A 24,375-nucleotide genomic window follows, 5' to 3' on the forward strand; every position below is an offset into this window, starting at 1 on the left:
ATGGAGGAAAAGCGCCGCAAACCAGCGCAAGGAGGGCGGAAACTCGCCGTAGCCAGTCCATGGCCTTCCTTGCGCTGGCAGTTGAAAAGGTGGCGATCCCGGCTCCGGCCCAGATCGCCCTACGTCACTTGATGAAGCGCACTTGGCTGTTGATCTTCTCGATGACAGCGCCCTTGCGTTCGTTGAAGCGCGCCTTGTTCTGCTCGAAAAGGTTATTGCCCTTGGTGTCGATGGAGATGATCAGGGGGCCGAACTCACGAACTCGGTTGACCCAGAGGGTTTCCGGCATGCCCAGGTCCTGCCACTCGGCGCGTTCGATTTCCTCTACCTTGGTGGCGGCCAGTACTGCGCAGCCGCCGGGGAATACCGCGTGTACGGCCTTATTTTCCAGGCATCCAGCGGTGGTTTCCGGGCCCATGCCGCCCTTGCCGATGATCAGCTTGACGCCGGTTTCCTCGATGAACTGCCGTTCGAACTTCTCCATGCGCATGCTGGTGGTCGGGCCGATGGACACCATCTCGAAGCTGCCGTCGTCCTTCTTCTTTACGATGGGACCGGCGTGGAAGATCGCCCCGCCGCGCAGGTCCACCGGCAGTTCACGCTTGAGTTCGATCAGGCGGCGATGTGCCACGTCGCGGCAAGTCACCAGTTGGCCGGTCAGGTAGACCACATCTCCGACGTTGAGGGCCGCGAGGTCTTCATCCTTGATCGGGGTCGAAAGAACTTTTTTCACAGTACTACTCCTTCGTGGGAGAGGATGTCGTAGGAGAGGTCGGCATTGATGCGGATCTTGCCGCGACGGTGTGCCCAGCAGCCGGTGGAGACGGCGACGCCGATGGTCGAAGGGTGGCGCGCCGAGGATTCGATGTTCACACCCATCACGCTGCTATTGCCCGTCAGCCCCTGCGGGCCAATGCCGATCTCGTTGAGCCCTTCCTCAAGAAGCTTTTCCATCATCGCTGCGTTCGCGTTGGGGTGGCTGGAGTCCACCGGACGCAGGATTGCCCTCTTCGACAGGCGCGCTGCGGTCTCTACCGAGGTGGACACGCCGACACCGACCAGTAGCGGCGGGCAAGCGTTAACGCCACGTGAAGTGATCACGTCGAAAACGAATTCGGTCACGCCCTCGTAGCCCTGGCCGGGCATCAGCACCTTGGCCGATCCCGGCAGGGTGCAACCGCCGCCGGCCATGTACACGTCGATCAGTGCATAGTCGGCGTCGGGAATGATTTCCCAGTCGAGCCATGGGATCTTCGAGCCGGTGTTGGTGCCCGTGTTCTTCTCGTCGAAGGTCTCCACAGCGTTGTGGCGCAGCGGTCCTTTTATGGTGGCTTCCAGGGTCGCGTTCTGCAGGATGCCTTCCAGCTCACCCAGCAGCGGGAAGCGGGCGCCAGCGGAGATGAAGTACTGGATGACCCCAGTGTCTTGGCAGCTCGGGCGATCCAGTTTGTCCGCGTAGTCCTGGTTCTCGGCCATCGAGTCGTAGATTTCGATCGCCAGAGAATTGGTTTCCGCGGCGCGCAACTTCGCAGTCTTCTCCTTGACGTCTTTCGGCAGTCGTTTGCCGATGTAGGCGGTGAACTTGGCCATCACGTCGGTAAGCGATTGAACGGCTGATTCGTTATCCACTTTGATTCTCCTCACTGCATCACAAGGCGGTTCTGTTGGTATTCCGTTGGCGTGCCTGGTGAACTAGACGCCGCTGGCTGTCGTTACCGGCTTTACGGTGTGGTTTGGCGCCGATGACTCCTGCGCCTGGTTCTGTTCCGGCCGGTCGGTACCGTTCAGCACCTGTTCCATCCGGGATTTGTCGAGGGCACCTACCCATTTAGCGATCGCCATGGTCCCGACCGCGTTGCCGATGGTGTTGGTGATAGCGCGCGCCTCGGACATGAAGCGGTCGACTCCGAGCAACAGCACCATGCCGGCCACCGGAATGTTGTCCAGCGAAGCCAAGGTGGCAGCCAAGGTGATGAAGCCGGAGCCGGTGACACCCGCTGAGCCTTTCGAGGTGAGCAGCAGCACGCCGAGGACGATCAACTGATCGGTCAGGGTCAACGGTGTGTTGGTGGCCTGAGCGATGAAGATGGCTGCCATGGTGTAGTAGATGCACTGGCCGTCGGGATTGAAGGTCAGCCCCGAGGGGATCACCAGGCCCACCACCGGCTTGGATACGCCGGCATGCTCCAGCTTGTTCATCAGCTGCGGCACTACCGATTCCGAGGAGCTGGTACCCAGCACGGTAAACAGCTCTTCCTTGAGGTACTTCAGGAACTTCCACAGGCTGAAACCGGACAGGCGGGCGATGAAACCGAGGACGATGACCACGAACAGGAAGCAGGTCAGGTACATGGTCGCCATCAGTTTGCCGAGCGAAACTATCGAGCCCAGCCCGTACTTGCCGACGGTGAAGGCCATCGCGCCGCAGGCGGCCAGCGGTGCGACGCGCATGACCATGCCGACGATGTAGAACATGCCGTGGGAAAAGGCTTCCAGCACATCGACCATCGGTTTACCGCGCGGCCCCAGGTGAGACAGGGCGATGCCGAACAAGGTCGAGAACAGCAGGATCTGTAGGATCTCATTCTTGGCAAAAGCATCGGTGACGCTGGCAGGAATGATGTGCAGCAGGAAGTCGGTGAAACTGCCGGAGCCACTCGCCGCAGTCGCCGTGTAGGAGGCGATGCTCTTGGTGTCGAGGGTGGCTGGGTCAACGTTCATACCCTGGCCGGGCTGCACAAAGTTGACCACGACCAGGCCCAATATCAGGGCGAAGGTCGAGAGGACCTCGAAGTAGATCAGCGCGCGGACGCCGACCCGACCGAGTTCCTTCATGTTTTCCATCTTGGCGATACCGAGCACCACGGTGGCGAAGATGATCGGTGCGAAGACCATCTTGATCAGTTTGATGAAGGCATCGCCGACCGGCTTCAGGTCGGTACCGAATTGCGGCCAGAACACACCGAGCAGGATGCCGATGGTTACGCCGATCAGGACCTGGACATAGAGCTTTCCTAGGAATCGCTTGGCCATGGTTTTCTCCGAATTATTGTTGTGAGTCGGATTTGGGTTTCACCCGGGCGGCTTTACCGGGCTATGGCGGGCAAATGCCCCAGCGTTCGTGTGGGCAATTCACGGAGTCAAAGTTAATGGTTTCCCCTAAATTGAGTAATACAATGAAAGTTATTTCATTGTTTCTTTGGGGTTACTAATGAGTCCGGTATCCGAATTGGCCTTCTTCACCCAGCTGGTCAGGCTAGGCAGCCTTGCGGCCACGGCGCGTGAGCTGAACCTGACGCCACCAGCTGTCTCCAAGCGGCTGGCGCAGCTGGAACAGCGATTGGGTGTGCGGCTGCTCAATCGCACCACGCGTAGCATCAGCCTCACCGCCGAGGGCGAGCTCTATCTGGTCAACGCCCAGCGAATCCTCGGCGAAATTGAGGAAATGGAGAGCCAGATCGCAAGCAGCCGGGCGGAGCCCAAGGGGCTGCTACGGGTCAACGCGCCGCTGGGCTTCGGTCGTACCCATGTAGGGCCGGCGATCTCTTCCTTCGTGGCGCGCTACACGGAAGTCGAGGTGCAACTGCACCTGACCGACCGGCCGATCAATCTGCCGGACGATGCCATCGACGTCGCCATCCGCTTTGGTGAGTTGCCCGACTCCCGGCTGATCGCCCGCAAAATCGCCGCCAATCGCCGTCGCCTGTGCGCAGCACCTGTCTACCTGGAACGCTTCGGTACGCCGGAGTCGCCCAAGGACCTGATACGGCACAACTGCATCGTCTTGCGCCAGAACGATGCCGCCTTCGGTATCTGGCGGTTCAGTCGAGGCAAGCACAGTGAATCGATCAAGGTACGCGGTGGCCTCAGCACCAATGACGGCGAGGTGGCATTGAATTGGGCGCTGGAGGGGCACGGTATCTTGATGCGCGCCGAGTGGAACCTCGCCAGTCACCTCCGAGATGGTCGCCTTGTAGAGGTGCTAGGGGAATATGAAACGCCGCCTGCGGACATCTATGCCGTCTATCTGGAGCGCCTCAACCTATCTGCAAAGGTGTCTCTTTTCGTTGATCACCTGCGCGACGTTTTCCAGCACAAAGCGAACGGACAGAGCGATAGCCTCGTCAAGTGGCGATAACGCTCCACCCGTGAACACCATCAGTGCCAATACACATCGCCTTCGATGCGCCTCGGCTAGACAAAAATCCCCATGGCGCACGTTTTCGATGAACCGCTGCTGACCGATAGCTGACGCCCGAAGTTATGGATGAGGACCGGCAGAAAAATGGCCGGAAACAGCCATTTGCGACTGACGGCTTTTGGCCGATTTCTGCCATTGGCGAGGGGCTGTTTTCGGCCAAGAGCAGCCATAGGGCAGTCCCAGCGCAATGACTGCGCTCAGCCGAATGGGCTTGCCACCAGTAGTCGCTCGGCGCGCGGCTAAACTCGGGCGCTTGAGGCGCCGCGAGCGTTCTTCTTCTCCAGGATCATCGAGGCTTCGTTGTAGGCCTTCTGGAATGCGTCACCACCGACCCAATTCACTGCCGCTTCTTCGTCTTCATCGTGGAAGATCCCGCGATAGACGATCAGCAGCCCCATCATGAAGTCGATCGCCGACTCTTGCGATTCCTCCGCGACCACCAACTCCAATACCGGGTATTGCAGGAATACCAAACACATCGCCAGCAGGCTGATGTCTTCGCCGACTTTCATCGCTTGGAACAGATCGTCAAAGTGTGCCGGGTCGAAACCGTGCTCTTCGATGTCTTTGAAGTCGAAGGTGCTCAGGTCAATTTCGACATCATCGAATGGCTCGTTGACCAGCGGATTGGCTAGCAGCGGATGTACGACATTGGCTTTGGCTTTGCCCGAGCGGTTCTGCTTGGCCTTGGCCTTGGCTCGCTGGGCACGTTTTTGCTGTTTATTTGGGGAAGCCATGGAGGCGAGTTCCTTGTTCGATACAGCCATGTTCATGGCCCAAGGTAATCGGGCACCAATTGTATTCAGTCTTGGCTAGGTTCGTCGGCCAAGGGGGCAGATTTTTCGTGCTCTAAACGTTTGCTTTCGGCCAATAGCAGCTGGTCAGCGTCCGCAAGTCACTTGGCTGGCGCAGCATGCAGAGATCTGCCCATGGTTCAAAGTGTGCGACCCCTGGGCAAACCCTTGCTGCGATCTCCGAGAATTTCATCAGCAGGTTTTTACTTTCTGTGCTTGGTTAAAACAGGGTGTTACGGCCTCGTAGAGAGACATGCGCCGGCCAAGGAGACGCGAGAATGTCAGAACCGACGCAGAAGCTTCGTTTGAGCGCATTGATTGCCCTGGTAGTGGGGTCGATGATCGGTGGCGGAATCTTTTCCTTGCCGCAGAACATGGCCGCGCGCGCTGATGCCGGGGCCGTGCTTATTGGATGGGCGATCACCGCAGTGGGTATGCTGACCCTGGCGTTCGTATTCCAGACGCTGGCGAACCGAAAACCGGAGCTCAACTCCGGGGTGTATGCCTACGCCAAGGCCGGATTTGGCGACTACATGGGCTTTTCTTCGGCATGGGGCTACTGGATCAGTGCCTGGCTGGGCAATGTCGGCTATTTCGTTCTGCTGTTCAGTACCCTCGGCTTTTTTTTCCCGGTGTTCGGCCAAGGCAACACGCCCATCGCCATCGCCTGCGCGTCCCTGCTGCTGTGGTGCGTGCACTTTCTGGTGCTGCGCGGGATCAAGGAAGCGGCGTTCATCAATCAGCTGACCACCGTGGCCAAGGTGGTGCCCTTGGTCACCTTCATTGCGATTGCCGCCGTGGCCTTCGATGCGGACATTTTCACCCGCGATATCTGGGGGCGTAGCAACCCGGACTTCAGCGGCGTGATGGATCAGGTGCGCAACATGATGCTGGTGACGGTGTTCGTGTTCATCGGTATCGAAGGCGCCAGTGTCTATTCAGCCAGGGCCGAGAAGCGGGCCGACGTCGGCCGCGCCACGGTTATCGGCTTCCTCGGCGTGCTGGCGCTGCTGGTGCTGGTGAACCTGCTGTCGCTTGGGATCATGAGCCAACCGGAATTGGCCGCCCTGCAGAACCCATCGCTGGCGGGGGTGCTCGAACGTATTGTCGGTCCGTGGGGGGCGTTGTTCATCAGCCTCGGCCTGGCCATTTCATTGCTCGGCGCCTTGTTGTCCTGGGCGCTCCTGTGCGCGGAAATCTTGTTCGCCACCGCCAAGGACAACACCATGCCGGCGTTTCTCAGAAAGGAAAACGCCAACCATGTGCCGGTCAATGCGCTATGGCTGACCAATGCAATGATTCAGCTTTTCCTGTTGATCACACTGTTTTCTGCAGGCACTTACACCAGCCTGATCTACCTTGCCTCGTCGATGATCATGGTGCCGTACCTATGGTCGGCGGCCTATGCGCTGCTGCTGACCCAGCGTGGCGAAACCTACGAACAGGCCAGGACGGAACGCACCAGGGATCTGCTTATCAGCGGTGTCGCACTCGGCTATGCAATCTGGCTGTTGTATGCCGGCGGGGTTAAGTACCTGCTGCTATCCGCCTTGCTCTATGCGCCGGGCGTGGTGCTTTTTGCCAAGGCCAAACGTGAGCAAGGTCAGCCGCTGTTTACTCATATCGAAAAGGGAATTTTTGTTTGCGTCGTCGTCGCAGCGGGCTTCGCCGCCTATAGCTTGTATAGCGGCGTGCTGACGCTGTAGGCGCAGCCTGCCAGTTCTGGCAAGTAGCTGGGGATGAATCATATTTAGTCGGGTTGGCGTCAAAGGAGTCGTAGGGTATCGGTATCGTGTCAATCAGAGTCGTGAGTCGCTTCTAGCTCCATAGGTGCGCCTGAGAGTTTGCTCTTGGCCGAGGCTTCCAGATTCGACAGGCTGCTTATGAAATCAAGGTCGATTCAGGCAGGTTGCAATACATATCCTCCAGACCTAACAGCCATTGCCCTTGGGCCGCATCGGTCTATCAAAATCTTTCCGAAACAATAAGTTGCACAGTTCAAGGACAGCTTGTTGATCTAAACTGAGAATTGAAATCTTTTGCAACACGTTCCGGCCTCCAACCTGTGCGCGACTGGCAGAGACACCGCGGTTCACCAAAGAAGAGTCGCTCCTCATGTCCTGGCCTGAGCGACGACGGAGCCGATCATGAGCAGAGGAGCACTCGCGCACACGTCTGCGCCACCACTGAACACCACCCTCTTGCTGCGAAGCTGCGCCCTTCCTCCCCCACTCGAATCCGACTGCGTACCCAACATCATCCACGCACAGCCACCCATGCAGCTTCATGCTGAAAAGCGAAAGCGCGTCAGCGGCGTTCGGCTGTAGGTCCTCTTCCCGTACCCGGCAGCCAAGCTCCTGGTACGTCTACAAAGCTGGCGCTCCGCCACGGCAGGAAGCGCAGCGATGCAGTCAGCGAAATGCGAGCAGCCTTCCGAGGGAGGGACAGCCATGAAAAACGCAGACTCGAAACGCCAAAAAAAACATTTGCCGCCCACGGCGAAGCCAGACGCTGAAGACGGCCGACGCGACTTCCTCAAGCTCGGTGCCGCTGCATTGCTGTCGCCGTTGCTGCTGCGATCGAGCAGGAGCAGTGCGGCAAACGCGCCGGTGTTTCCGCCCAGCCCGCCCACTACCCCCTGGCTGTCCACCTTGCCCAATCAGATCACACCACTGCAGGCGGTCGCGACACTGACCCCGAGCCCCACGGTGGTGGCCAATACCGCGGGTGGCGAAGCCGGACGCGCGCCCCACCAGCGCTACGCCGAACTCGCTGGTGTGCTCGGTGCGCCGCTGCTGTATGAACTCAAGGCCAAGGAGCGTCCCGACTGGGTGTTCCACCCGGCCTATCCGCCGCAACGCATCTGGGGCTACGAAGGCAACACGCCGGGCGCGGTCACCCCCGGTCCGGTCATCTATGCCCGCTATGGCAAGCCGGTCATCGTGCGCTTTCGCAACCAGCTGCCACAGAATCACGTAGGCTTCGGCACACCGGAAATATCGACCCACCTGCACAATGCCCACACGGGATCGGAAAGCGACGGCTTCCCCGGTGATTACTACAGCGCGAACAAGGCAGGACCGACCTTGGCTTCGCCCGGTGCCTTCAAGGACCACTTCTATCCCAACATCTACGCCGGCTACGACCAGCTGCAAAACCATATCGGTGATTCGCGCGAAGGCCTGGGCACGCTGTTCTACCATGACCACACCCTGGACTTCACCGCCCCCAACCTGGTGCGCGGGCTGTTCGGTTTCTACCTCCTGTTCGACGACGTCGACTCGGGCAACGAGCGCGATCCGAGCCCGAGCGCGCTCAGGTTGCCCAGCTTTCCCTACGACTATCAGCTGGACTTTTCGGACCGGCGATTCGACGCCAATGGCATCCTGTTCTACGACCAGGTCAACCCCGAGGGGGTGCTGGGCGACAAGGTTGTGGTGAATGGACTCATCGAGCCGGTCCTGAAGGTAGCGGCGCGGAAATATCGCCTGCGCTTCCTCAACACCGGACCAAGCCGCTTCTACGCCATCTATCTAATGACCGCCGGCGGCGTGATGCAGCGGTTCACGTTCATCGCCAACGACGGCAACCTGCTGCCGGCGCCGCTGCTGAACCAGACCAGTTTCCAGATGGGCGTTGCCGAACGCATGGACATAGTCGTCGACTTCTCCAAATACCCGATAGGCACCGTGTTCTACCTGGTCAACAAGATGCGCCAGGAAGACACCCGTGAAGGCAAGGACATCAAGGACCCGGGCACGCGCGTGCTGAAGATCATCGTCGATCGCGTCCCGCCCGAGCAGGACCTGAGCCAGGTGCCTGCTGTGCTGCGCCCGCTGCCACCGATCACTGCAGCGGAAATCGCCGCCGCACCAGTGCGGCGCTGGGTATTCGCGCGCAACAGCGGCATCTGGACGATCAATGGCCAGATCGTCAACGTACGAGCTCCGCGCGCCTTGATCCCCCAAGGCCGCGCCGAGATCTGGGAGCTGGTGAACCCCGAGGATGGCTGGACCCACCCGATCCATATCCACTTCGAAGAGGGGCAGATCATCGGCAAGATCGTCAACGGCGTGAGCGTGCCAGTGCCCGCGCAACAGCGAGGTCGGAAGGACGTCTACGTGATCGAAGAGTTCACTACCTTGCGAGTGTTCCTGCGCTTCCGTGACTTCAAAGGCAAGTACGTCATGCACTGCCACAACCTGATCCACGAGGATCACGCGATGATGCTGAGGTGGGACATCGTCTGAGTGGCGCGGCAATTGGACATATAGGGCGGAGGGTTGCATATGAACACGCGCAGAAATCTGGTAACTGGCATGGGCGTCGCCGCGCTCGGATTGATCGCCCTGCCCGGTATCACCGTCGAGCGGCCGCGCCCGACCAGGGACGCCGACGACGGCAGCTACTTCCCCAATGCGCGACTTCTGACTCACGAGGGCAAGGAGGTCAGGTTCTACGACGACCTGATCCGTGGAAAGGTGGTCGCGATCAACATGATGTACGTGTCCTGCACTGGGCGCTGTCCGATTGCAACGGCGAACCTGTTGCGCGTCCAGAAAATGCTCGGCGAACGCGTAGGCCGCGACGTATTCATGTACTCGATCACCTTGCAGCCCGTACTGGATACGCCGCAGCAGCTGAAGGGTTTCGTCGACAGGCACCACGTCGGGCCCGGCTGGCTGTTCCTGACCGGCGCGCCGGAGGACATCGAGCAGTTGCGCTTCAGCCTCGGTTTCTACGATGTGAACCCGGAGGTGGACGGCAACCTGGCGAACCACTCGGGCATGGTGCGCATCGGCAATGACGTCTACCAGCGCTGGACCATGGCACCGGCGCTGGCGGAGCCGGAACAGATCCTGGCGACGATCAACCATGTGGACAGCCGTGCCGTGCACACGGCGTAGGGCGGAATGGCGCTGTCAGCCGCAGCGACGCGAAGCGGCGAACGACCGATTTGGCTGGACTCTGTCGAAGATGGGCAGTGCGTTGGCAAGAATCGGCCGTCTGAAGCAGCTCCCAGGTCGACCGCTACGTAGCGCGGATTTCTGCCGATTGGTAGAGACGCTGACGTTGCCGGTTGGGCGCTCGGTTTTGTAAGGCGGGAATAGCGCGGCCATCGGCGGCCGCGCTTCTTCGGTTACGGGCGTGGAGAGTGGTGCAAGGTCAACGAGCTCTGCGCGGTATCTAGAGCTTGAAGCAGCCTCGCCAACGCGTTTGTTGGCGTTTGTCCTTGTCGGGTTATGCAATGGAACGCTGCCCTGTACGCAAGTCTCTGCGGCGCGATCGGACGGAGCATTGCGCGGGCGACCCAAATGTCGGCGTAGTGCGTGGGTAGATAGCCGATGCAAGTCCCAGAAGCTATCAAGGTGGCAATCGCTTCCATTGAAAAAGCGCTCACGCAATGGCCAAAACGCAAGTCGTAAGGCCTGCGGCTTTCGAGCATGTAGCCGCGATCCACATAGTCTGCGGTTTCGATTTCCTCATTGCTGAGTTGTTCATCCGGGCGCTCAAAGAACGAATGCCCGCGCCCGCAATACAGGTTCTGCTCCTCTTCAAACAACGGCTGATAGTGCAGGCCCGATAGCTGGTGGTTGAAGCAACCGATTGCCAGGTGCAGACGCCCTTCGAGCACCGCTTGTTCAAGTTCATCGGCGCGCATGATCTGCAGGTCTATTCGGGTGCGCGGCGACTCGTTGCGGAACAAACTGAGGGCCAGCGGTAGCGGTGCCTCGGGATGTGAAAGCAGGTTGTCGACGCTGCCGATCTGCAGGAACTCCGGGTACTGCTCATTGAGCATCACCACCCGCTGGTGAAAACGATCGATATCGGCATACAGCTCCTGCGCGGCAGCGTAGGTCTGCGCGCCTTGCTCGGTCAGCTGAAAACCGCCCTTGCCGCGTCGGCACAAGGAGTAGCCGAGGCGAACTTCCAGCTCTCGAACCAGCGTACTCAGGCGTGGCAGGCTGGTATTCAAGCGCACCTGCGCGGCGGTAAAACCGCCGGCTTCGACGACCGAACAAAAGATGCGCAGCCTGCGCAGATCCACGTCTGAAAGGTTGGTCAGCATGAAGACCTCCGATACACATTCACGACCACCATGAGGGTGGGTCTTATACCAGCTTTAGCCCGCCGGTTTATCCGCCCGATTGCTCTCCCGTTGTCTCCCACGCCCCCCTGAAGTACCTGAACTCAGCACAGAACAACGGCTCGCTTTAGTTGCGTTTTCGAGTAAGTCAGCTTCTGCGTTTGAGGATTTACCGGCCATTTGCTTGTTCCGATACTCGCGGCACTCCAGGGCGGCGATCGTTTCAGGCGCTGAAAACCACAGCAGCGGCCTACGCGAGCGCTACACCACCAACAAAAAGAATCAATCCTTGACGGAGTGCGGCATGGCATCTCAACCCAATAGCGAGTCAGGCAGACCCACAATCGAAGCCCGCTCAATCGACTATGTACCGCGGGCAGAAAGGCACGGGAAGGTCTGGCACCAGGGCCCCTTCTGGTTCAGCGGCAACTTCGTGTTTCTCACCATGATGGTCGGCTTTGTTGGCCCGAGCATGGGGCTGAGCATCCTGTGGAGCGTTCTGGCCGTTGTCGCAGGCGCTGGTTTCGGCACGTTGTTCATGGCCCTCCACGCCAATCAGGGGCCGAAGATGGGCTTGCCACAGATGATTCAGTCGCGGGCACAGTTCGGCAGCCGTGGCGCCATCGTTCCCTTTGCCGCGACGCTCTTCGTTTACGTGGGCTTTATCGTGTTCGGCGTCATTCTGGTAACCCAGGCGCTGCAATTGGTGCTGCCCGGTTCGAAGTGGTTCTGGTACCCGACGCTGATTGCCGTGAGTATCGTCATCGCGGTGTTCGGATATGACCTGCTGCACTTCGTGCAGCGCTGGCTGAGCTATCTGCTGATCGCCATATTCGGCATCGTCACCGTCATGGCCGTCACTGCGCTGCCTGCGGCCACCCCGGCACCGGTAGAGGCCGGGTGGAATACCACCGCGTTCCTGGTGCAGCTGTCGCTGGCCGCTGGCTACAACATCAGCTACTCGGTGTATGTCTCCGACTACTCGCGCTACCTTCCCGAACACTCGTCCAGCTCCAAGCTGATCTCCTGGACTTATCTGGGCGCTGCCGCGTCCGCTGCCTGGCTGATGTCGCTGGGGGCGGTGCTTGCCAGCTACATACCCGGCGCCGATGGCATTGTTTCGCTGGTGCAGACCGGTGACTACTTTTTCAAAGGTTTCGGCACCGTTGCCGTGCTGGTAGGCGCCGTTGCGCAGTTGTCGGTGACCGGCATCAACTGTTATGGCGCGATGCTGACTGGCATCAGTGCGGTTGATGGCTTCCGCCCTGTGCGCCCGACCATCCGGCTGCGGGTGACAGGGCTGACCGTTGTCGGCGTGGTGTCGCTCTGTGTTGCCCTCGCATTACCCGAAGCCTATATGGCCAGCTTCAACGGTTTTGTACTGCTGATGCTGTACTTCCTGATCCCCTGGACGGCGGTCAACCTCGTCGACTTCTACGCGATCCGCAAGGGCGAATATGCCATCGCCGAAATCTTCAATCCGCACGGCGTGTACGGACGCTGGGCCTGGCGTGGGGTGTTCGCTTATGCGGTCGGCTTCGTGGCGATGATTCCGTTCTTCTCCATCCCGTTCTTTGTCGGCCCTGCAGCTGAGGCACTGGGGGGCGCAGATATCGCATTCATTCCCGGGCTGCTGATTGCGGGCGGTTTGTACTACCTGCTGGCACGCAATCTCGAGCGTTCGGTGGAAATTACCGCGCAACGCCAAAGCCAGATGCTGCTTGAAAGCGTTTCCGGCTAGACGTTTTGACCTCCTGGTTCCGGCTGCTGCACAGGCGAGCAGGCGAGCAGGCGAGCAGGCGAGCAGGCGAGCAGGCGAACAAAGCAACCAACATAAATAAGGTATTTGGAATGACCAGCAATAGAGAAAAAACTGTCGCCATCGTGCAAATGCCCGCAGCGGTACTGGATTCCGCCGAATCAATGCGCAGGGCCGCCGAGCATATTCGTGACGCCGCGCGTATGGGCGCAGAACTCGTGGTGTTCCCTGAAACCTGGCTCAGCTGCTATCCGGCCTGGGTGTTTGGCATGGCCGGCTGGGACGATGCACAAGCGAAGTCCTGGTATGCAAAGCTGTTGGCCGACAGCCCGGCTATCGGAGCGCCTGACGCCATGGACGATGACCTGGCGGTACTTCGCGAGGCCGCACGTTCCAACGAAGTCATCGTCGTGATGGGCATGAACGAGCGTTCCCGCCAGCACGGCGGCTCGCTATACAACTCGCTGGTCACCATTGGTCCTGATGGCGTGATCCTGAATGTGCACCGCAAGCTGACCCCCACACATACCGAACGCACGGTATGGGCCAGCGGTGATGCCGCCGGATTGAAGGTGGTCGAAACCGAAGTTGGCCGTCTCGGGGGATTGGTGTGCTGGGAGCACTGGCATCCTCTGGCACGCCAGGCGTTGCACGCGCAAGACGAGCAGATTCACGTGGCGGCCTGGCCAGACATCCCGGAGATGCACCATATCGCCGCCCGGTCATATGCCTTCGAAGGCCGCTGCTTCGTGCTCTGCGCAGGGCAGTACCTGTCCACCGATGATGTCCCGGCTGAATTGCTGGCGGCCTATCGCCGCGGCGTCGGGCGCGAGGCGCCAGAAGCGGGCCTGCTGTTCAACGGCGGTTCGGGTGTAATCGGGCCTGACGGCGCCTGGGTAACGAGCCCACTTTTCGGTGAACCAGGCATTGTGCTGAGCAAGATCGACCTCTCGCAAATCGACGCCCAGCGCCATGACCTGGACGTGGTCGGGCACTACGCTCGTCCGGATGTCTTCGAGCTCTCGATCGATCGGCGCATGCGCACCGGTGTGAACATCTGCGACGCCTGATTCCGCTCCCCACTCTTTTCCGGGTGGCGCCGCACAGCTCCACCCGATCTCACAAAGGTTTGCTTCATGGTTCAAATACTGTTGGCTACCGCATTGCTATCCATCGCCCTGGGTGCGCTTTCCGGCTTTGCGGTGCTCGCCGCCGTCGACTATCCGGCGATGCTGCGTGCAGCAGGCGTTATCAACCCGATGCGGCTGCGCCAAGCGCACCTGGACTGGATCATCATGGGCACGGTAATGGCCGTCACCGCACTGGCCGTTCCTCAGCTTCCCGGTTGGGCCGCCGCGCTGGTGATATTCGGTGGGGTGGTTAACCCGCTGACATTCGTCCCAATGGCGTTTTCCAAAAAAGTGGACAGCACCAAGGCATTTCGCCTGGTTTCATTCATTTCCTTTGTGTCGCTCACCACGGGGCTGATTGCTGCAGCGGTGACTTTCATCTGCGCCTGATCGACCGCGCCAGCAAGGCCCTGACCGCCGAAGCCTGGACGCGTTTAGCCCGCCTTGAGGCGGGCTTTTTTTGCGTGCGAGAGAGAGCTGTGCCGAGACTGACGTTGCTCCCTGGCCGGATCACCTTGCGGCAGCAGGCCTGAGTCAGGGACGTTTTTGGAGCTGGAGATAGGCGAGTCTCATGTCGTTCGCCCACCCGTCGATTACCGGCTGGATGTTCTTCACCGAAAGCACGGCTTCCTTGTTCTCCAGGCTTTCGCCGGTGCCTTTGCGCACGACCTCTGCCAGAAGCTTGGTATTACCCCCATCGAGGAACATCGCTTCGGTGGCGATTTCCACTTGCTGGTCTCGGGTGCCAATCGCGGTGGACGTCGCGGCGACGACAAGGGCGATGGGAATCACCTCGTAAGGCTTGAGCCCCTCGGTGGACGTCGAAACAGCCGTGATGGCCGGACGCACGATGACGCTGTCGGCTGTGGGCGTGTCGCTGATCCTCACCACCGATCCAAGCTCTCGCTTGAGCGCTGCATCGTAGTAGCGGGTGATCTCATCCAGCGTCGCCTGGGGTATCTGCGAGCTGGACTGGGGACGCGGGTAGAACTGGCTGGGCTCGAGATAAACGCTGCTATAGCGCGACAGGTCGATGTCGGGATCTATCCAACGCGCCACCTTCACCCCACTGGCAGACTCCTGCTCTTGCAGCACCTTGTAGTTGGGGAGGAACCCCGAGTATTTGGCGGGCTCGACCATTGTGCTCGAGCATCCCCCCGTGGCCAGAAGTGCAGCGACCGTTACCGCAATCAAGTTCGAACGCATGGTGAAACCCCCTTGGAAAAACCTGAATTTCCGCCTTCAGCTGCCTGGAAAACAGGATGCAAAGTGCGGAAAAGAGAATCGGACTCCTCGCCTCCGCTCCCGCTATAAGGCCGAGGGTCAGGGCGATCCCCGCTGGGGGGACAGGCTCAAGCGTAGCTGGCGGCATGCCGAGTTCCAGTCCACATCACAGACTATTCAGAGGCATGCGCCGGATCACGACTGCAGCCAGAAAGCGGGTTCCTCTTGCACCTTAAACCCGCGCGCGGCTGACACCTTGCCTACACTTCTCTCGCGTAACTGACAGAGCGAGGGGATGCGATGGAACACGAAGAAAGGGACACCCGGCAGCGAATACTCGAACCCGTCGACCGTATCACCGAAGTGATATTCGGACTGCTGATGGCAATGACCTTCATTGGATCGTTGAGCGTTGCCACGGCAGGCCGTGAAGAAGCCAGAACCATGCTGATCGCGGCGTTCGGCTGCAACCTCGCATGGGGCCTGGCCGATGCCGTCATCTACCTGCTGCGTACCTGGACCGAACGCACCCGCAGCCGCACATTGCTCGCGCGCCTGCAAAGCGGTGCAAGTCCGGCCGAAGGTCGGGAGCTGATAGCCGACGCCCTGCCACTGCGCATTACCGAGGCCGCAGGCCCGGACGGACTGGAAGCGTTGCGTTCGCGCCTACAGGCCAATGCGGAAAAACCCGCTCGCGCACGATTGGATCTGCAAGATTTCGTCGGGGCACTGGGCACCTTCCTGCTGGTCGTGCTGTCGACGTTCCCCCTGGTCATACCTTTCCTGCTGATCGACCAGACCGGACCGGCGATTCGAACCTCCAACCTGGTGTCGTTGGCGATGCTGTTTCTTTCAGGTTGGCTGCTGGCCCGCTATTCCGGCGGCAACCCGTGGGCCACAGGCGCGGTGTTGGCACTCGTTGGCACGGCGCTGATATTCGCGATCATTGCGCTGGGTGGGTGATAGCCCATCCTCTTCCTAATCGAGCAAGCACGCATAAGGGAAGGCCTTCACGCCGAGTTCGTCGTTCTCTGCCGAAATGATCAAGTCGACTGGATCCGCTGCATCAAGGCGGTAGTGCTGCGCGGCCAACTCACGCGGCCGAACCACGCACCACCGGCTATGGTGGCAGTGACGACGAGGCCATACACCACGAACGCCACGCCCTGCGCGACGAATACGTGCATCAGGTTGCCGCCCCAGTGCAAGGCAAGCCAGCCACCAAGGCCCGCCACAACCAGACGTGCGAGGTTGCCAATCACAGGCCAGAACAGACGCCCCGCGCCCTGCGATGCGAAATGCAAAACCTGCCCCAGGCCGAAGAAACCGTACAACGGACCGACCACCTGCAAGTATTGGGTGCCAGCCTCAAGCATGGCCGGCTCATTGCCAAACAGCATCAGCCAAGGGCGCGGGAAGATTGCCGCCGCCAGCCCTATCGTTTCTGTAATCGCAAAGGTTATCGCCGCGCCAACCCACGCGGCCTTGAGGGCACGTGCCCTGTCACCGGCACCGATGCAGGTACCGACCATGGCCAGCAGCGGTGCACCAAAGCCGAATGCCAGCGGCACCAGCAAGTATTCAAGACGTGCGGCGGTGCCGTAGCCAGCAATCGCATCCGGGCCGAAGTGCCCCGACAGCGCCGTCGCGATGCCGATTGAAAGGTTGGTAGCCACCGTTGCGATCAGACCGACCAGGCCAATCCGCAGGATGTCGCGAAACAGCGGCCAGCGAAGCCGCACGCCCATCAGCTTCGCCTTGAGCAGGCTGCGCGGTGAGCGCAGATACGTCCAGAGCACGAGCGTACCGCCGAGGTAATACAGGAGCAGGGCCACCGCGCCGCCCGCGATGCCCATGCCGGGAACCGGCCCCCAGCCGAAGATGAGCAAGGGCGACAGTGGGATAAGCACGACAGCACCTGCGACAGTCACGTTGGCGGGCACTGCCATGTTGCCGGTGCCCCGGATTACCGCAGACAACGCATTGAACAGCCACACCAGCACAGCGCCCGCAAATACCCAGTGCGAGTACACCAACGCCGCCTCCAGCGACGCCCCGGTGCCGCCCATCTGCGCATACAGCCACCGCCCTCCCAGCAGGAGGGCCAGCGTGAATGCAAGGCCGAAACCGAGCGCAATGATCATCGCGTGCAGCAACAGAGCATTGGCATCTTCCCGGCGTTGCGCACCGAGGGCTCGCGCGATCGACGAGGCGACGCCACCTCCTATCGCACCTGCGGAACCCATCTGCATCAGCATGACAATCGGAAATACCAGCGCCATTGCAGCCAGCGCGTCGCTGCCAAGCTTGCCGACGAAATAGGTTTCGATGAGGCCGACAGAGGCCTGCACGATCATTACCACTACATTGGGTGCCGCCAGTCGCAGGACGGTCGGCACGATGGGGGCTTCCAATAGCAGGCGTGTGCGCGGATCAATGGCGGTCATGGCTGTCCCTGTGCGTTTTATTGTTGGGCTGGCCTCCATTGGAATTGGCAGTAATGCAATGAGTAAAATGAATTCTTGAAATCTCACATATGTAGGGCATGCATATGGATACCCGCACCAACCCCCGCGATCACTCAAAATGGTGCGTAGGCTGTGTCACTCACGGAAGCTGAACGGCGCAGCTCTTCACCTGGTCGCGCAACCATTGCAAACCCGGGTCGACGTCGAACCGCGAGTGCCAGTACGCCACTAGCTCGGGCGCCGGGAAGTCGACTGGCGGCTCGTGGCAACTGAGACCGAAGGTCGCCGCGAACGCCTCGGCGATGGGCCCCGGCAGGTTGCAGATGTAGCCGGTCTGCGAGGCGATCACCGGCATCGCCATGAAGTTCTGCACCAGTACGCCAATGCGCCGCGCCAACCCCTGGGCCTGTAGCGTCTGGTCGATGATGTTGCCATCCCGTTGATGCATTTCGATCATCACCTGCGGCCTCTCCAGGTAGAGGTCGAGCGGGAAGCGCCCAGGCGGAAGGCCTTCACGCTGCCAGATCAGCGTGAGCAACGAAACGGTGGTGATTGGCTCCTGGCGCAGGACCGCGCCAAGCGTCATCGGCGCGCTGATGATCAGGTCGATTTCGCCGCTTTCCAGCAGCGCTGAAACCGCATTCTTCGGCGGCAGCGGCACCACCTCGATCATCACCCCCGGTGCCTGGCGCGCGATGTGCTGGATCAGCCGCGGCAGGATCAGGAACTCGACGAAGTCGCCGGAAGCGATGCGGAACTTGCGCTGCACCGCTGCCGGCACGAAGGGCGCAGAACCTTGCAAAGCGTCGTCCAGCCGGGACAGCGCGTCGCGCACCGGGCCGATCAGTTCGGCCGCGCGTGCCGTCGGCACCAGGCCGCCGCGCCCGATCACGAACAGCTCGTCGCCAAGACGCTCACGCAAGCGACGCAGCGCGTGGCTCACAGCCGATTGGCTGAGCGACAGGCGCTCGCTGGCGCGGGTGACGTTCTGGGTTTCCCACAGAGTGGCGAAGACCACCAGCAGGTTCAGGTCGAGGGTTCTTGTATTAATATTGTGCATTCGTCGAATGCTACATATTCACTTCCTTCATCGCAAAGGCTTTGTTGTAGTGGCTCCACAGTTTCACTGCGCGAGAGCCCCACATGAACAACAAGAAACCCCTGCAGATGGGTTGGTTCATTCCAACCATTGGCGATACCACTGCCTTCAGCGATCCCAGCAAGAGCATTCCCCAGTCCCTTGAGCATTTCGAGCGGGTAGCCTTCGCCGCCGAACAGGCCGGGTTCGATTACGTACTGGTCCCCGTTACGCCCTTCTGCTGGGATGCCTGGGTGACCGCCTCGTTCGTGATCGCCCGTACCCAGAAGCTCAAAGCCCTGGTGGCGGTGAAGCCCGGCTTCATCCACCCCGTCGCCCAGGCCAAGATGTTCGCGACCTTCGACCAGCTGTCCAAGGGGCGTATCTACATCAACCTGATCACCGGCCTCAGTGAGAAAGACGCCTACGCCGAGGGGCAGATCGTTTCCAAGGAAGCGCGCTACGAACAGCTGGAAGAAGAAGTCGAGCTGATGAAACGGCTGTGGACCGAGGAAGGCGTGGAGTACGACGGCAAGTACCACCAGGCACACGGCCCGAAAGTCATACCAGCCCCCTTCCAGCAACCGCATCCGCCGTTCTTCCTTGGCGGTGGTTCGGAGCATGCGGCAGAAATTTCCGCCAAGCACTCCGCCGTGCACCTGTTCTGGGGCGACTATCCGGAGCGCATCGCCGACCAGATCAAGGAAATGCGTGAGCGCGCCGCCAAGTACGGCCGCGGCGAAGAAATCGAGTTCGCCATGCGCCTGCAGATCATCTGCCGGGAAACCGAAGAGGAAGCCTGGGCGGCGGCCGATACGCTGGTCAATGGCGCCGACCCGGCCTGGACCGAACAGGTCAAGACCATGATGGCCGAGTCCGTTGCCAACCAACGGATGAAAGAACTCTCCAAGACCGTCGGCCGCAAGATGACCCCGCACCTGTGGACCGGCATCACCGAAGTGCGCCCCGGTGCCGGGATCGCCGTGGTGGGCAACCCGCAGCAGGTCGCCGACCAGTTGCTGGCGTTCGTCGATGCCGGTTGCAGCGGATTCTGCCTTTCCGGCTACCCACACCACGAAGAAGCCGAGCGCTTTGGCCGTCTGGTCATGCCGCTGCTCAACCGCTGAGCCACTCCGATTCAACAATTTTCAGCCGCTGCCGGCCCGTCCGGTGGCGGTGGAGTACCCGTCGATGAATACTTCTCCCTTCGACCCCAAGCAATTCCGTCAGGCGCTCGGCGCCTTCACCACCGGCGTGACCATCGTCACCACCCGAGGCCCGGATGGGCAGGACTATGGGCTGACCGCCAACAGTTTCAACTCGGTGTCGATCGACCCGCCGATGGTGCTGTGGAGCATCAACAAGGATTCCTCGTCGGCACACGCCTTCACCGAGGGTTCGCACTTCGCCGTGCACATCCTGGCGACTGATCAGGAACCGCTGTCCAACCGCTTCGCCAAAAGCGGCACTGACAAATTCGCCGGTCTCGACCTGCAACGCGGCCCCAGCGAGATTCCGCTGCTCGATGGCTGCTCGGCGCGCTTCCAGTGCAAGACCACCTATCAGTACGAGGGTGGTGACCACATCATCCTGGTCGGTGAAGTGCTGGCGTTCGACCGCTTCGACAAAGCCCCGCTGGTGTTTCACAGCGGCGGCTACCGACGCCTGGTGCCACCCGCCCCACGGGGTGAGGAAAGCGTCATCTACGGTGAAAACTGGCTGGGCTTCCTGCTCGGTCGCGCCTATTACCAACTGCAACTGCCGATTCGCCAGCAACTGAAGGCGATGGGCATGCAGGACAGCGACTTCGAGCTGCTCGGCATCCTCAGTTTTAGCGAAGGCCGAACCCTCGACGAGCTGCGCCAACTGTTCGAATTCACCGGCAAGGCGCTGGCCCCGGAGCAACTGGCCAGCTGGTTGCACAACGACCTGCTGACCCTGCACGAACAGCACGTGCTGTTCACCGACAAGGGCCGCCAGTTGGCGATCCAGTGGCTGGCCTTCGCCAAGGCCGCGGAGATGAGTGCCCTGGAGGGGCTGTCTTACGACGAAGCGCAGCAACTCAAGCTGCTGATCGGTCGCGTCATCCAGCACACCGGTGCCGAGCTGCCGGCGCACTGGCGCAAGGAAAACATCTGGCAGGACAACAACCTCTGGCAGCAGGCCGACGCCATCCCGGCGGCACGCTGACGCAGCACCGCGGCGGCGGCCTGCCCGCCGCCCGGCCTCGAATACAAAAACAAGCCATTGAGGTTAACCGTCGATGTCCAGCACCACGACTATCCAGGCTCCGGTGACCAGCTCGGCGCCCTGCCTTCCGAGCCGCGGCCAGGCCAACTATGCCCTTGGCGTACTGCTGCTCGCCTACGTCTTCTCGATCATGGACCGGCAGGTGCTCAGCCTTCTGGTCGGGCCGATCCAGCAATCGCTGCACGTCAACGACACCTGGATGGGCATGCTCCACGGATTCACCTTCGCCGCTTTCTACTCCTTGGCTGGCCTGCCGATCGCCAGGTTGATCGATCGCGGTAACCGGCGTCTGGTCATCACCGTCGGCATCGGCCTGTGGTGCCTGGCCACGGCCGCCAGTGGCCTGGCCACGGAATTCTGGCACCTGCTGCTGGCGCGCGTCGGCGTGGCGGTTGGCGAGGCAGTGCTGCTGCCGGGCGCCGTGTCGCTGATCAGTGACCTGTTCGTGCCGGAGAAACGCGGCCGCGCCCTCGGCGTGTTCGGCGCCGGCGGGCCGGTTGGCGTTGGCGCCGGCCTACTCGCCACCGGTCTGGTGCTTGGCTACTTCAACGCCCATCCCCTGACCCTCCCCTTCCTCGGCACCCTGGCGCCCTGGCAGACCACGCTGATGTCGATTGGCCTGCCGGGCCTGATCGTTCTTCTGCTGATGTGCGGCGTGGCGGAGCCGCGACTGAATCGCGCCAGCCGGAAGACGCCGACCTCGACGGCACCGGGCGTGCCATTGGCTGAAGTGCTGGCGTTCTTGCGCGCAAACCGGCGCACCTTCGTCGCTATCCTGGTCGGCATGGGCTTCTATAACGCCGCGGTGTACGGCGGCGGCGCCTGGGTTCCCAGCTACCTGGTCCGCGAGTTCGGCTGGAGTTACGCCAAGGCCGGCACGGTGATGGGGCTGATCATGTGCGTCAGCGCGCCGCTCGGCGTGCTCGGCGCCAGTTGGCTGGGTGAATACTGGCGCCGCCGCGGCGTGGCCAATGGCAACCTGCGCGTGGCAATCATCGCCAGCATCGTCCTGCCGCTGTTCGCCACACCGCTGCTGCTGGCTCCCAGCGCCCCTCTCGCGCTGCCGTTCCTGGCCCTCACCGCTGCCCTCTGGGTCTGCCTGTTCGGCGTTGGCCCGGCATTGATCGTCGACGCAGCGCCCGCGCCGATGCGTGGACAGTTCATCGCCCTGTTCACCGGCGTACTCAATCTGCTCGGCGTTGGCATTGGCCCGCTGGCTATCGGTGTCATCACCGACTACGTGCTGGTCGACCCCGTCGCCATTGGCTACTCGATCCTGATCGTCACGCTGATCGCCTGCGCCCTCGCCTGCCCGTTGCTGCTTCTCGCCCGACACAGCTTCGAAAAAACCATCCAGCAGGCCCGCGAGTGGCAGCCCGCCGTGGCGACGGCATAACCCTTCCAAACCACGAGAACGCTCATGAACTCAATCCAAGGCAGCTGCCTGTGCGGCGGCATCAAGTACTCCACCCACCTCGCCCCGCTGACCACCGCCGTCTGCCATTGCAGCGATTGCCAGAAGCAGTCCGGCAGTGCCTTCTCGGTCAACGTGCTGGTGCCGATCGAAGACTTCCTGGTCGAGGGCGAGAGCCTCGGCTGCTACTCCAAGGCCGGCGGTAGCGGCCTACCGGTCAAGCGTTACTTCTGCACCTGCTGTGGCTCGGCGTTGTACTCCGAAATCGCCGCGATGCCCGGCGTGCTTGCAGTCAAGGCCGGCACCCTGGCCGATGCGCTCACCACGCCCAACCTGCACCTGTGGTGCGCCTCGGCGCAGCCCTGGGTGGCCATCGACCGCAGCCTGCCGTGCTTCGAGCACGCGGCAACCGAGTGAAGAACCGCGTCCTGGCTGGCGGGCCACGGCAGCCGGGCGAGCACGAGATGACCACGATGATCAAAGACGCACACTACCCCGGACCCGTCAGCCTGCCCCGGCAGCTGCTGGGCCGCGTGCAGACCCTCGCACCGGGGGTCATGGTCAGCCTGGCGATCGCCATGGCCTCGGCTTTCATTGCCGATCATTACGGCGGACCCACCCTACTCTACGCCTTGCTTTTCGGTATGGCGTGCCACTTTCTGAGCGAGGACAGCCGCTGCCTTCCGGGCATCGAGTTCACCGCACGGACGATCCTGCGCATAGGCGTAGCCCTGCTGGGCGCGCGTATCACGTTGGAACAGATCGGTTCGCTGGGTTTGGAAACGGTGTTGGCCGCAGTGTTTGCAGTCACTGCGACCATTTCTGTCGGCTGGATAAGTGCTCGCCTGCTGAATCTGCGTGCCGACTTCGGCGTGCTCACCGGTGGCGCCGTCGCCATTTGTGGCGCTTCGGCGGCCTTGGCGATTTCCGCCGTGCTACCCAAGCACGAGAACAGCGAGCGCGATACGTTGCTGACCGTGGTGGGCGTCACCGGACTCTCGACCGTGGCGATGATCACGTATCCAATTATCAGCAAACTGCTGGGGCTGTCGCCTGAGCACACCGGCATTTTTCTGGGTGGCACCATTCATGACGTGGCCCAGGTGGTCGGTGCCGGCTACATGATCTCCCCGGCCACCGGCGATATCGCCACGGTTGTGAAGCTGCTTCGAGTGGCACTCCTGGTGCCCGCCGTCGTAGTGGTTGCCTGGATGTTTCGCCGACAGCAGAGCTCGCAAGACAGCGGGCGGCGGATACCTCTTCTCCCAGGATTCCTGGTGGCTTTCATCTGCCTGGTCGCGGCCAACAGCAGTGGTTTCCTGCCCCCGTCATTGACCGGCGCAATGAGTGAAACGTCGCGCGGTTGCCTGGTGATCGCCATCGCCGCCCTGGGGTTGAAAACGTCGCTGCAAAAACTCGCTTCAGTTGGCTGGCGCCCGATCGCGTTGCTGGTCGGCGAGACGCTGTTCCTCGCGGCACTGGTGATTGGCCTGCTCTGCCTGGGCCGATAAGTTGACCCAGCCCTGCACCTGATTCTTCGACAGTACCTACAACGTCCCAACCGATTTCCATGTATCCATGGATGCACTGAGCCGGTTCAAGGCTTCGTTCACTTGCCGTAACCAGGGTCCATGTAGAACGGCACCTTGGCATTTTCTTGGTACTCGTCCCAAAAGGCGCAAGTTCGGAAGTCCTTATGGTCAACGTTGTCGTTGGCATCGAAGCTGACCATATACGGCTGACGCTCGCCCATGTGGGTGAACAGGTACTCATTGCAAGTGCCTGGCTGCGCCTTGCGCGTCACGGTCATTGCAGGCTCGCCACCGATTTCAAGAACCTGCTGCTTGCTCATACCCGTTTGGACTTTCGCCACCAGTGGCTCGTCGCGATAGGTCACGGGGTTACCGAAACAGCCGCCGAGCGCCGCTAGCGCCAGGACCATTACGAAATGCAGTTTTTTCATGGCCGC

The 24,375-nt window shown here is 61.1% G+C and carries 22 protein-coding genes; 13 read left to right on the forward strand and 9 right to left on the reverse strand.

Translation table 11 applies throughout. The features are described 5' to 3' along the window. Positions 1-124 precede the first annotated feature (124 nt). The 3 genes from ttdB to MnOB_RS13010 form a co-directional block, all read right to left on the reverse strand. On the reverse strand, positions 125-733 hold the full coding sequence (gene ttdB, locus MnOB_RS13000) for a L(+)-tartrate dehydratase subunit beta (RefSeq protein WP_077524644.1): 609 nt from the start codon (positions 731-733) through the stop codon (positions 125-127). Continuing rightward, the gene (gene ttdA, locus MnOB_RS13005) at positions 730-1,629 is read right to left on the reverse strand and encodes a L(+)-tartrate dehydratase subunit alpha (RefSeq protein WP_077524645.1); all 900 of its coding nucleotides are present in this window, start codon (positions 1,627-1,629) and stop codon (positions 730-732) included. The genes ttdB and ttdA overlap by 4 nt, the downstream gene beginning before the upstream one ends. Positions 1,630-1,692: 63 nt before the next feature. Then, the gene (locus MnOB_RS13010) at positions 1,693-3,033 is read right to left on the reverse strand and encodes a dicarboxylate/amino acid:cation symporter (RefSeq protein ID WP_077524646.1); all 1,341 of its coding nucleotides are present in this window, start codon (positions 3,031-3,033) and stop codon (positions 1,693-1,695) included. Positions 3,034-3,211: 178 nt separating this feature from the next. Here MnOB_RS13010 and MnOB_RS13015 point away from each other — a divergent pair, with 178 nt between their 5' ends. Further along, the gene (locus MnOB_RS13015; protein ID WP_077524647.1) at positions 3,212-4,138 is read left to right on the forward strand and encodes a LysR family transcriptional regulator; all 927 of its coding nucleotides are present in this window, start codon (positions 3,212-3,214) and stop codon (positions 4,136-4,138) included. 302 nt (positions 4,139-4,440) lie between these two features. On the opposite strand, the gene MnOB_RS13020 is transcribed toward MnOB_RS13015, so the two are convergent. Further along, positions 4,441-4,938, reverse strand: a complete 498-nt coding sequence (locus MnOB_RS13020; protein ID WP_077524648.1) for a hypothetical protein — start codon at positions 4,936-4,938, stop codon at positions 4,441-4,443. Between the two features lie 335 nt (positions 4,939-5,273). On the opposite strand from MnOB_RS13020, the gene arcD reads away from it, so the two are divergent. The 3 genes from arcD (at position 5,274) to MnOB_RS13035 (ending at position 9,902) form a co-directional block, all read left to right on the forward strand. Then, positions 5,274-6,701, forward strand: a complete 1,428-nt coding sequence (gene arcD, locus MnOB_RS13025) for an arginine-ornithine antiporter (RefSeq protein WP_077524649.1) — start codon at positions 5,274-5,276, stop codon at positions 6,699-6,701. A 744-nt stretch (positions 6,702-7,445) separates the two neighbouring features. After that, complete coding sequence (locus MnOB_RS13030; protein ID WP_077524650.1) at positions 7,446-9,245, forward strand: multicopper oxidase family protein; 1,800 nt, start codon at positions 7,446-7,448, stop codon at positions 9,243-9,245. A 39-nt stretch (positions 9,246-9,284) separates the two neighbouring features. Then, complete coding sequence (locus tag MnOB_RS13035; protein WP_077524651.1) at positions 9,285-9,902, forward strand: SCO family protein; 618 nt, start codon at positions 9,285-9,287, stop codon at positions 9,900-9,902. Between the two features lie 233 nt (positions 9,903-10,135). Here MnOB_RS13035 and MnOB_RS13040 read toward each other — a convergent pair whose 3' ends face one another. Next, entirely contained in the window at positions 10,136-11,065 is a 930-nt protein-coding gene (locus MnOB_RS13040) for a LysR family transcriptional regulator (RefSeq protein ID WP_077524652.1), read from the reverse strand. 322 nt (positions 11,066-11,387) lie between these two features. On the opposite strand from MnOB_RS13040, the gene MnOB_RS13045 reads away from it, so the two are divergent. From MnOB_RS13045 to MnOB_RS13055, 3 genes are all read left to right on the forward strand, one after another. Then, positions 11,388-12,824 (forward strand): purine-cytosine permease family protein, encoded by a 1,437-nt coding sequence (locus MnOB_RS13045; protein WP_077524653.1) that lies wholly within the window; start codon positions 11,388-11,390, stop codon positions 12,822-12,824. 110 nt (positions 12,825-12,934) lie between these two features. Continuing rightward, positions 12,935-13,912 carry a carbon-nitrogen hydrolase family protein gene (locus MnOB_RS13050; RefSeq protein ID WP_077524654.1) on the forward strand — a complete coding sequence of 326 codons (978 nt, stop codon included), beginning with the start codon at positions 12,935-12,937 and terminating at the stop codon, positions 13,910-13,912. A gap of 66 nt (positions 13,913-13,978) precedes the next feature. Then, the gene (locus tag MnOB_RS13055) at positions 13,979-14,362 is read left to right on the forward strand and encodes a hypothetical protein (protein ID WP_077524655.1); all 384 of its coding nucleotides are present in this window, start codon (positions 13,979-13,981) and stop codon (positions 14,360-14,362) included. Between the two features lie 144 nt (positions 14,363-14,506). On the opposite strand, the gene MnOB_RS13060 is transcribed toward MnOB_RS13055, so the two are convergent. Continuing rightward, positions 14,507-15,178 carry a DUF3313 domain-containing protein gene (locus MnOB_RS13060; RefSeq protein ID WP_077524656.1) on the reverse strand — a complete coding sequence of 224 codons (672 nt, stop codon included), beginning with the start codon at positions 15,176-15,178 and terminating at the stop codon, positions 14,507-14,509. A gap of 318 nt (positions 15,179-15,496) precedes the next feature. Between MnOB_RS13060 and MnOB_RS13065 the strand changes: the two genes are divergently transcribed. Then, positions 15,497-16,159, forward strand: a complete 663-nt coding sequence (locus MnOB_RS13065; RefSeq protein WP_077524657.1) for a hypothetical protein — start codon at positions 15,497-15,499, stop codon at positions 16,157-16,159. Between the two features lie 80 nt (positions 16,160-16,239). Here the strand turns inward: MnOB_RS13065 and MnOB_RS13070 are convergent, their stop codons facing one another. Both MnOB_RS13070 and MnOB_RS13075 read right to left on the reverse strand, forming a co-directional pair. Beyond that, on the reverse strand, positions 16,240-17,643 hold the full coding sequence (locus MnOB_RS13070; RefSeq protein ID WP_077524658.1) for an MATE family efflux transporter: 1,404 nt from the start codon (positions 17,641-17,643) through the stop codon (positions 16,240-16,242). Positions 17,644-17,803: 160 nt separating this feature from the next. After that, entirely contained in the window at positions 17,804-18,724 is a 921-nt protein-coding gene (locus tag MnOB_RS13075; protein ID WP_077524659.1) for a LysR family transcriptional regulator, read from the reverse strand. 83 nt (positions 18,725-18,807) lie between these two features. Between MnOB_RS13075 and MnOB_RS13080 the strand changes: the two genes are divergently transcribed. The 5 genes from MnOB_RS13080 to MnOB_RS13100 all read left to right on the forward strand — a co-directional run bounded on the left by MnOB_RS13080 (position 18,808) and on the right by MnOB_RS13100 (position 23,917). Beyond that, positions 18,808-19,869 carry an LLM class flavin-dependent oxidoreductase gene (locus MnOB_RS13080; protein ID WP_077524660.1) on the forward strand — a complete coding sequence of 354 codons (1,062 nt, stop codon included), beginning with the start codon at positions 18,808-18,810 and terminating at the stop codon, positions 19,867-19,869. Between the two features lie 64 nt (positions 19,870-19,933). Then, positions 19,934-20,932: a flavin reductase family protein gene (locus MnOB_RS29220; protein ID WP_234358249.1), complete on the forward strand. Its 999-nt coding sequence runs from the start codon at positions 19,934-19,936 to the stop codon at positions 20,930-20,932. 73 nt (positions 20,933-21,005) lie between these two features. Next, positions 21,006-22,388 (forward strand): MFS transporter, encoded by a 1,383-nt coding sequence (locus MnOB_RS13090; protein ID WP_077524661.1) that lies wholly within the window; start codon positions 21,006-21,008, stop codon positions 22,386-22,388. A gap of 24 nt (positions 22,389-22,412) precedes the next feature. Then, positions 22,413-22,823, forward strand: a complete 411-nt coding sequence (locus MnOB_RS13095) for a GFA family protein (RefSeq protein WP_077524662.1) — start codon at positions 22,413-22,415, stop codon at positions 22,821-22,823. Positions 22,824-22,879: 56 nt separating this feature from the next. Further along, the gene (locus tag MnOB_RS13100) at positions 22,880-23,917 is read left to right on the forward strand and encodes a YeiH family protein (RefSeq protein WP_077524663.1); all 1,038 of its coding nucleotides are present in this window, start codon (positions 22,880-22,882) and stop codon (positions 23,915-23,917) included. A 98-nt stretch (positions 23,918-24,015) separates the two neighbouring features. Here MnOB_RS13100 and osmE read toward each other — a convergent pair whose 3' ends face one another. Next, the gene (gene osmE, locus MnOB_RS13105) at positions 24,016-24,369 is read right to left on the reverse strand and encodes an osmotically-inducible lipoprotein OsmE (RefSeq protein ID WP_077524664.1); all 354 of its coding nucleotides are present in this window, start codon (positions 24,367-24,369) and stop codon (positions 24,016-24,018) included. Positions 24,370-24,375: the final 6 nt, after the last annotated feature.

It is taken from the genome of Metapseudomonas resinovorans (genome assembly GCF_002003485.1).
Classification (GTDB): Bacteria; Pseudomonadota; Gammaproteobacteria; order Pseudomonadales; family Pseudomonadaceae; genus Metapseudomonas; species Metapseudomonas resinovorans_D.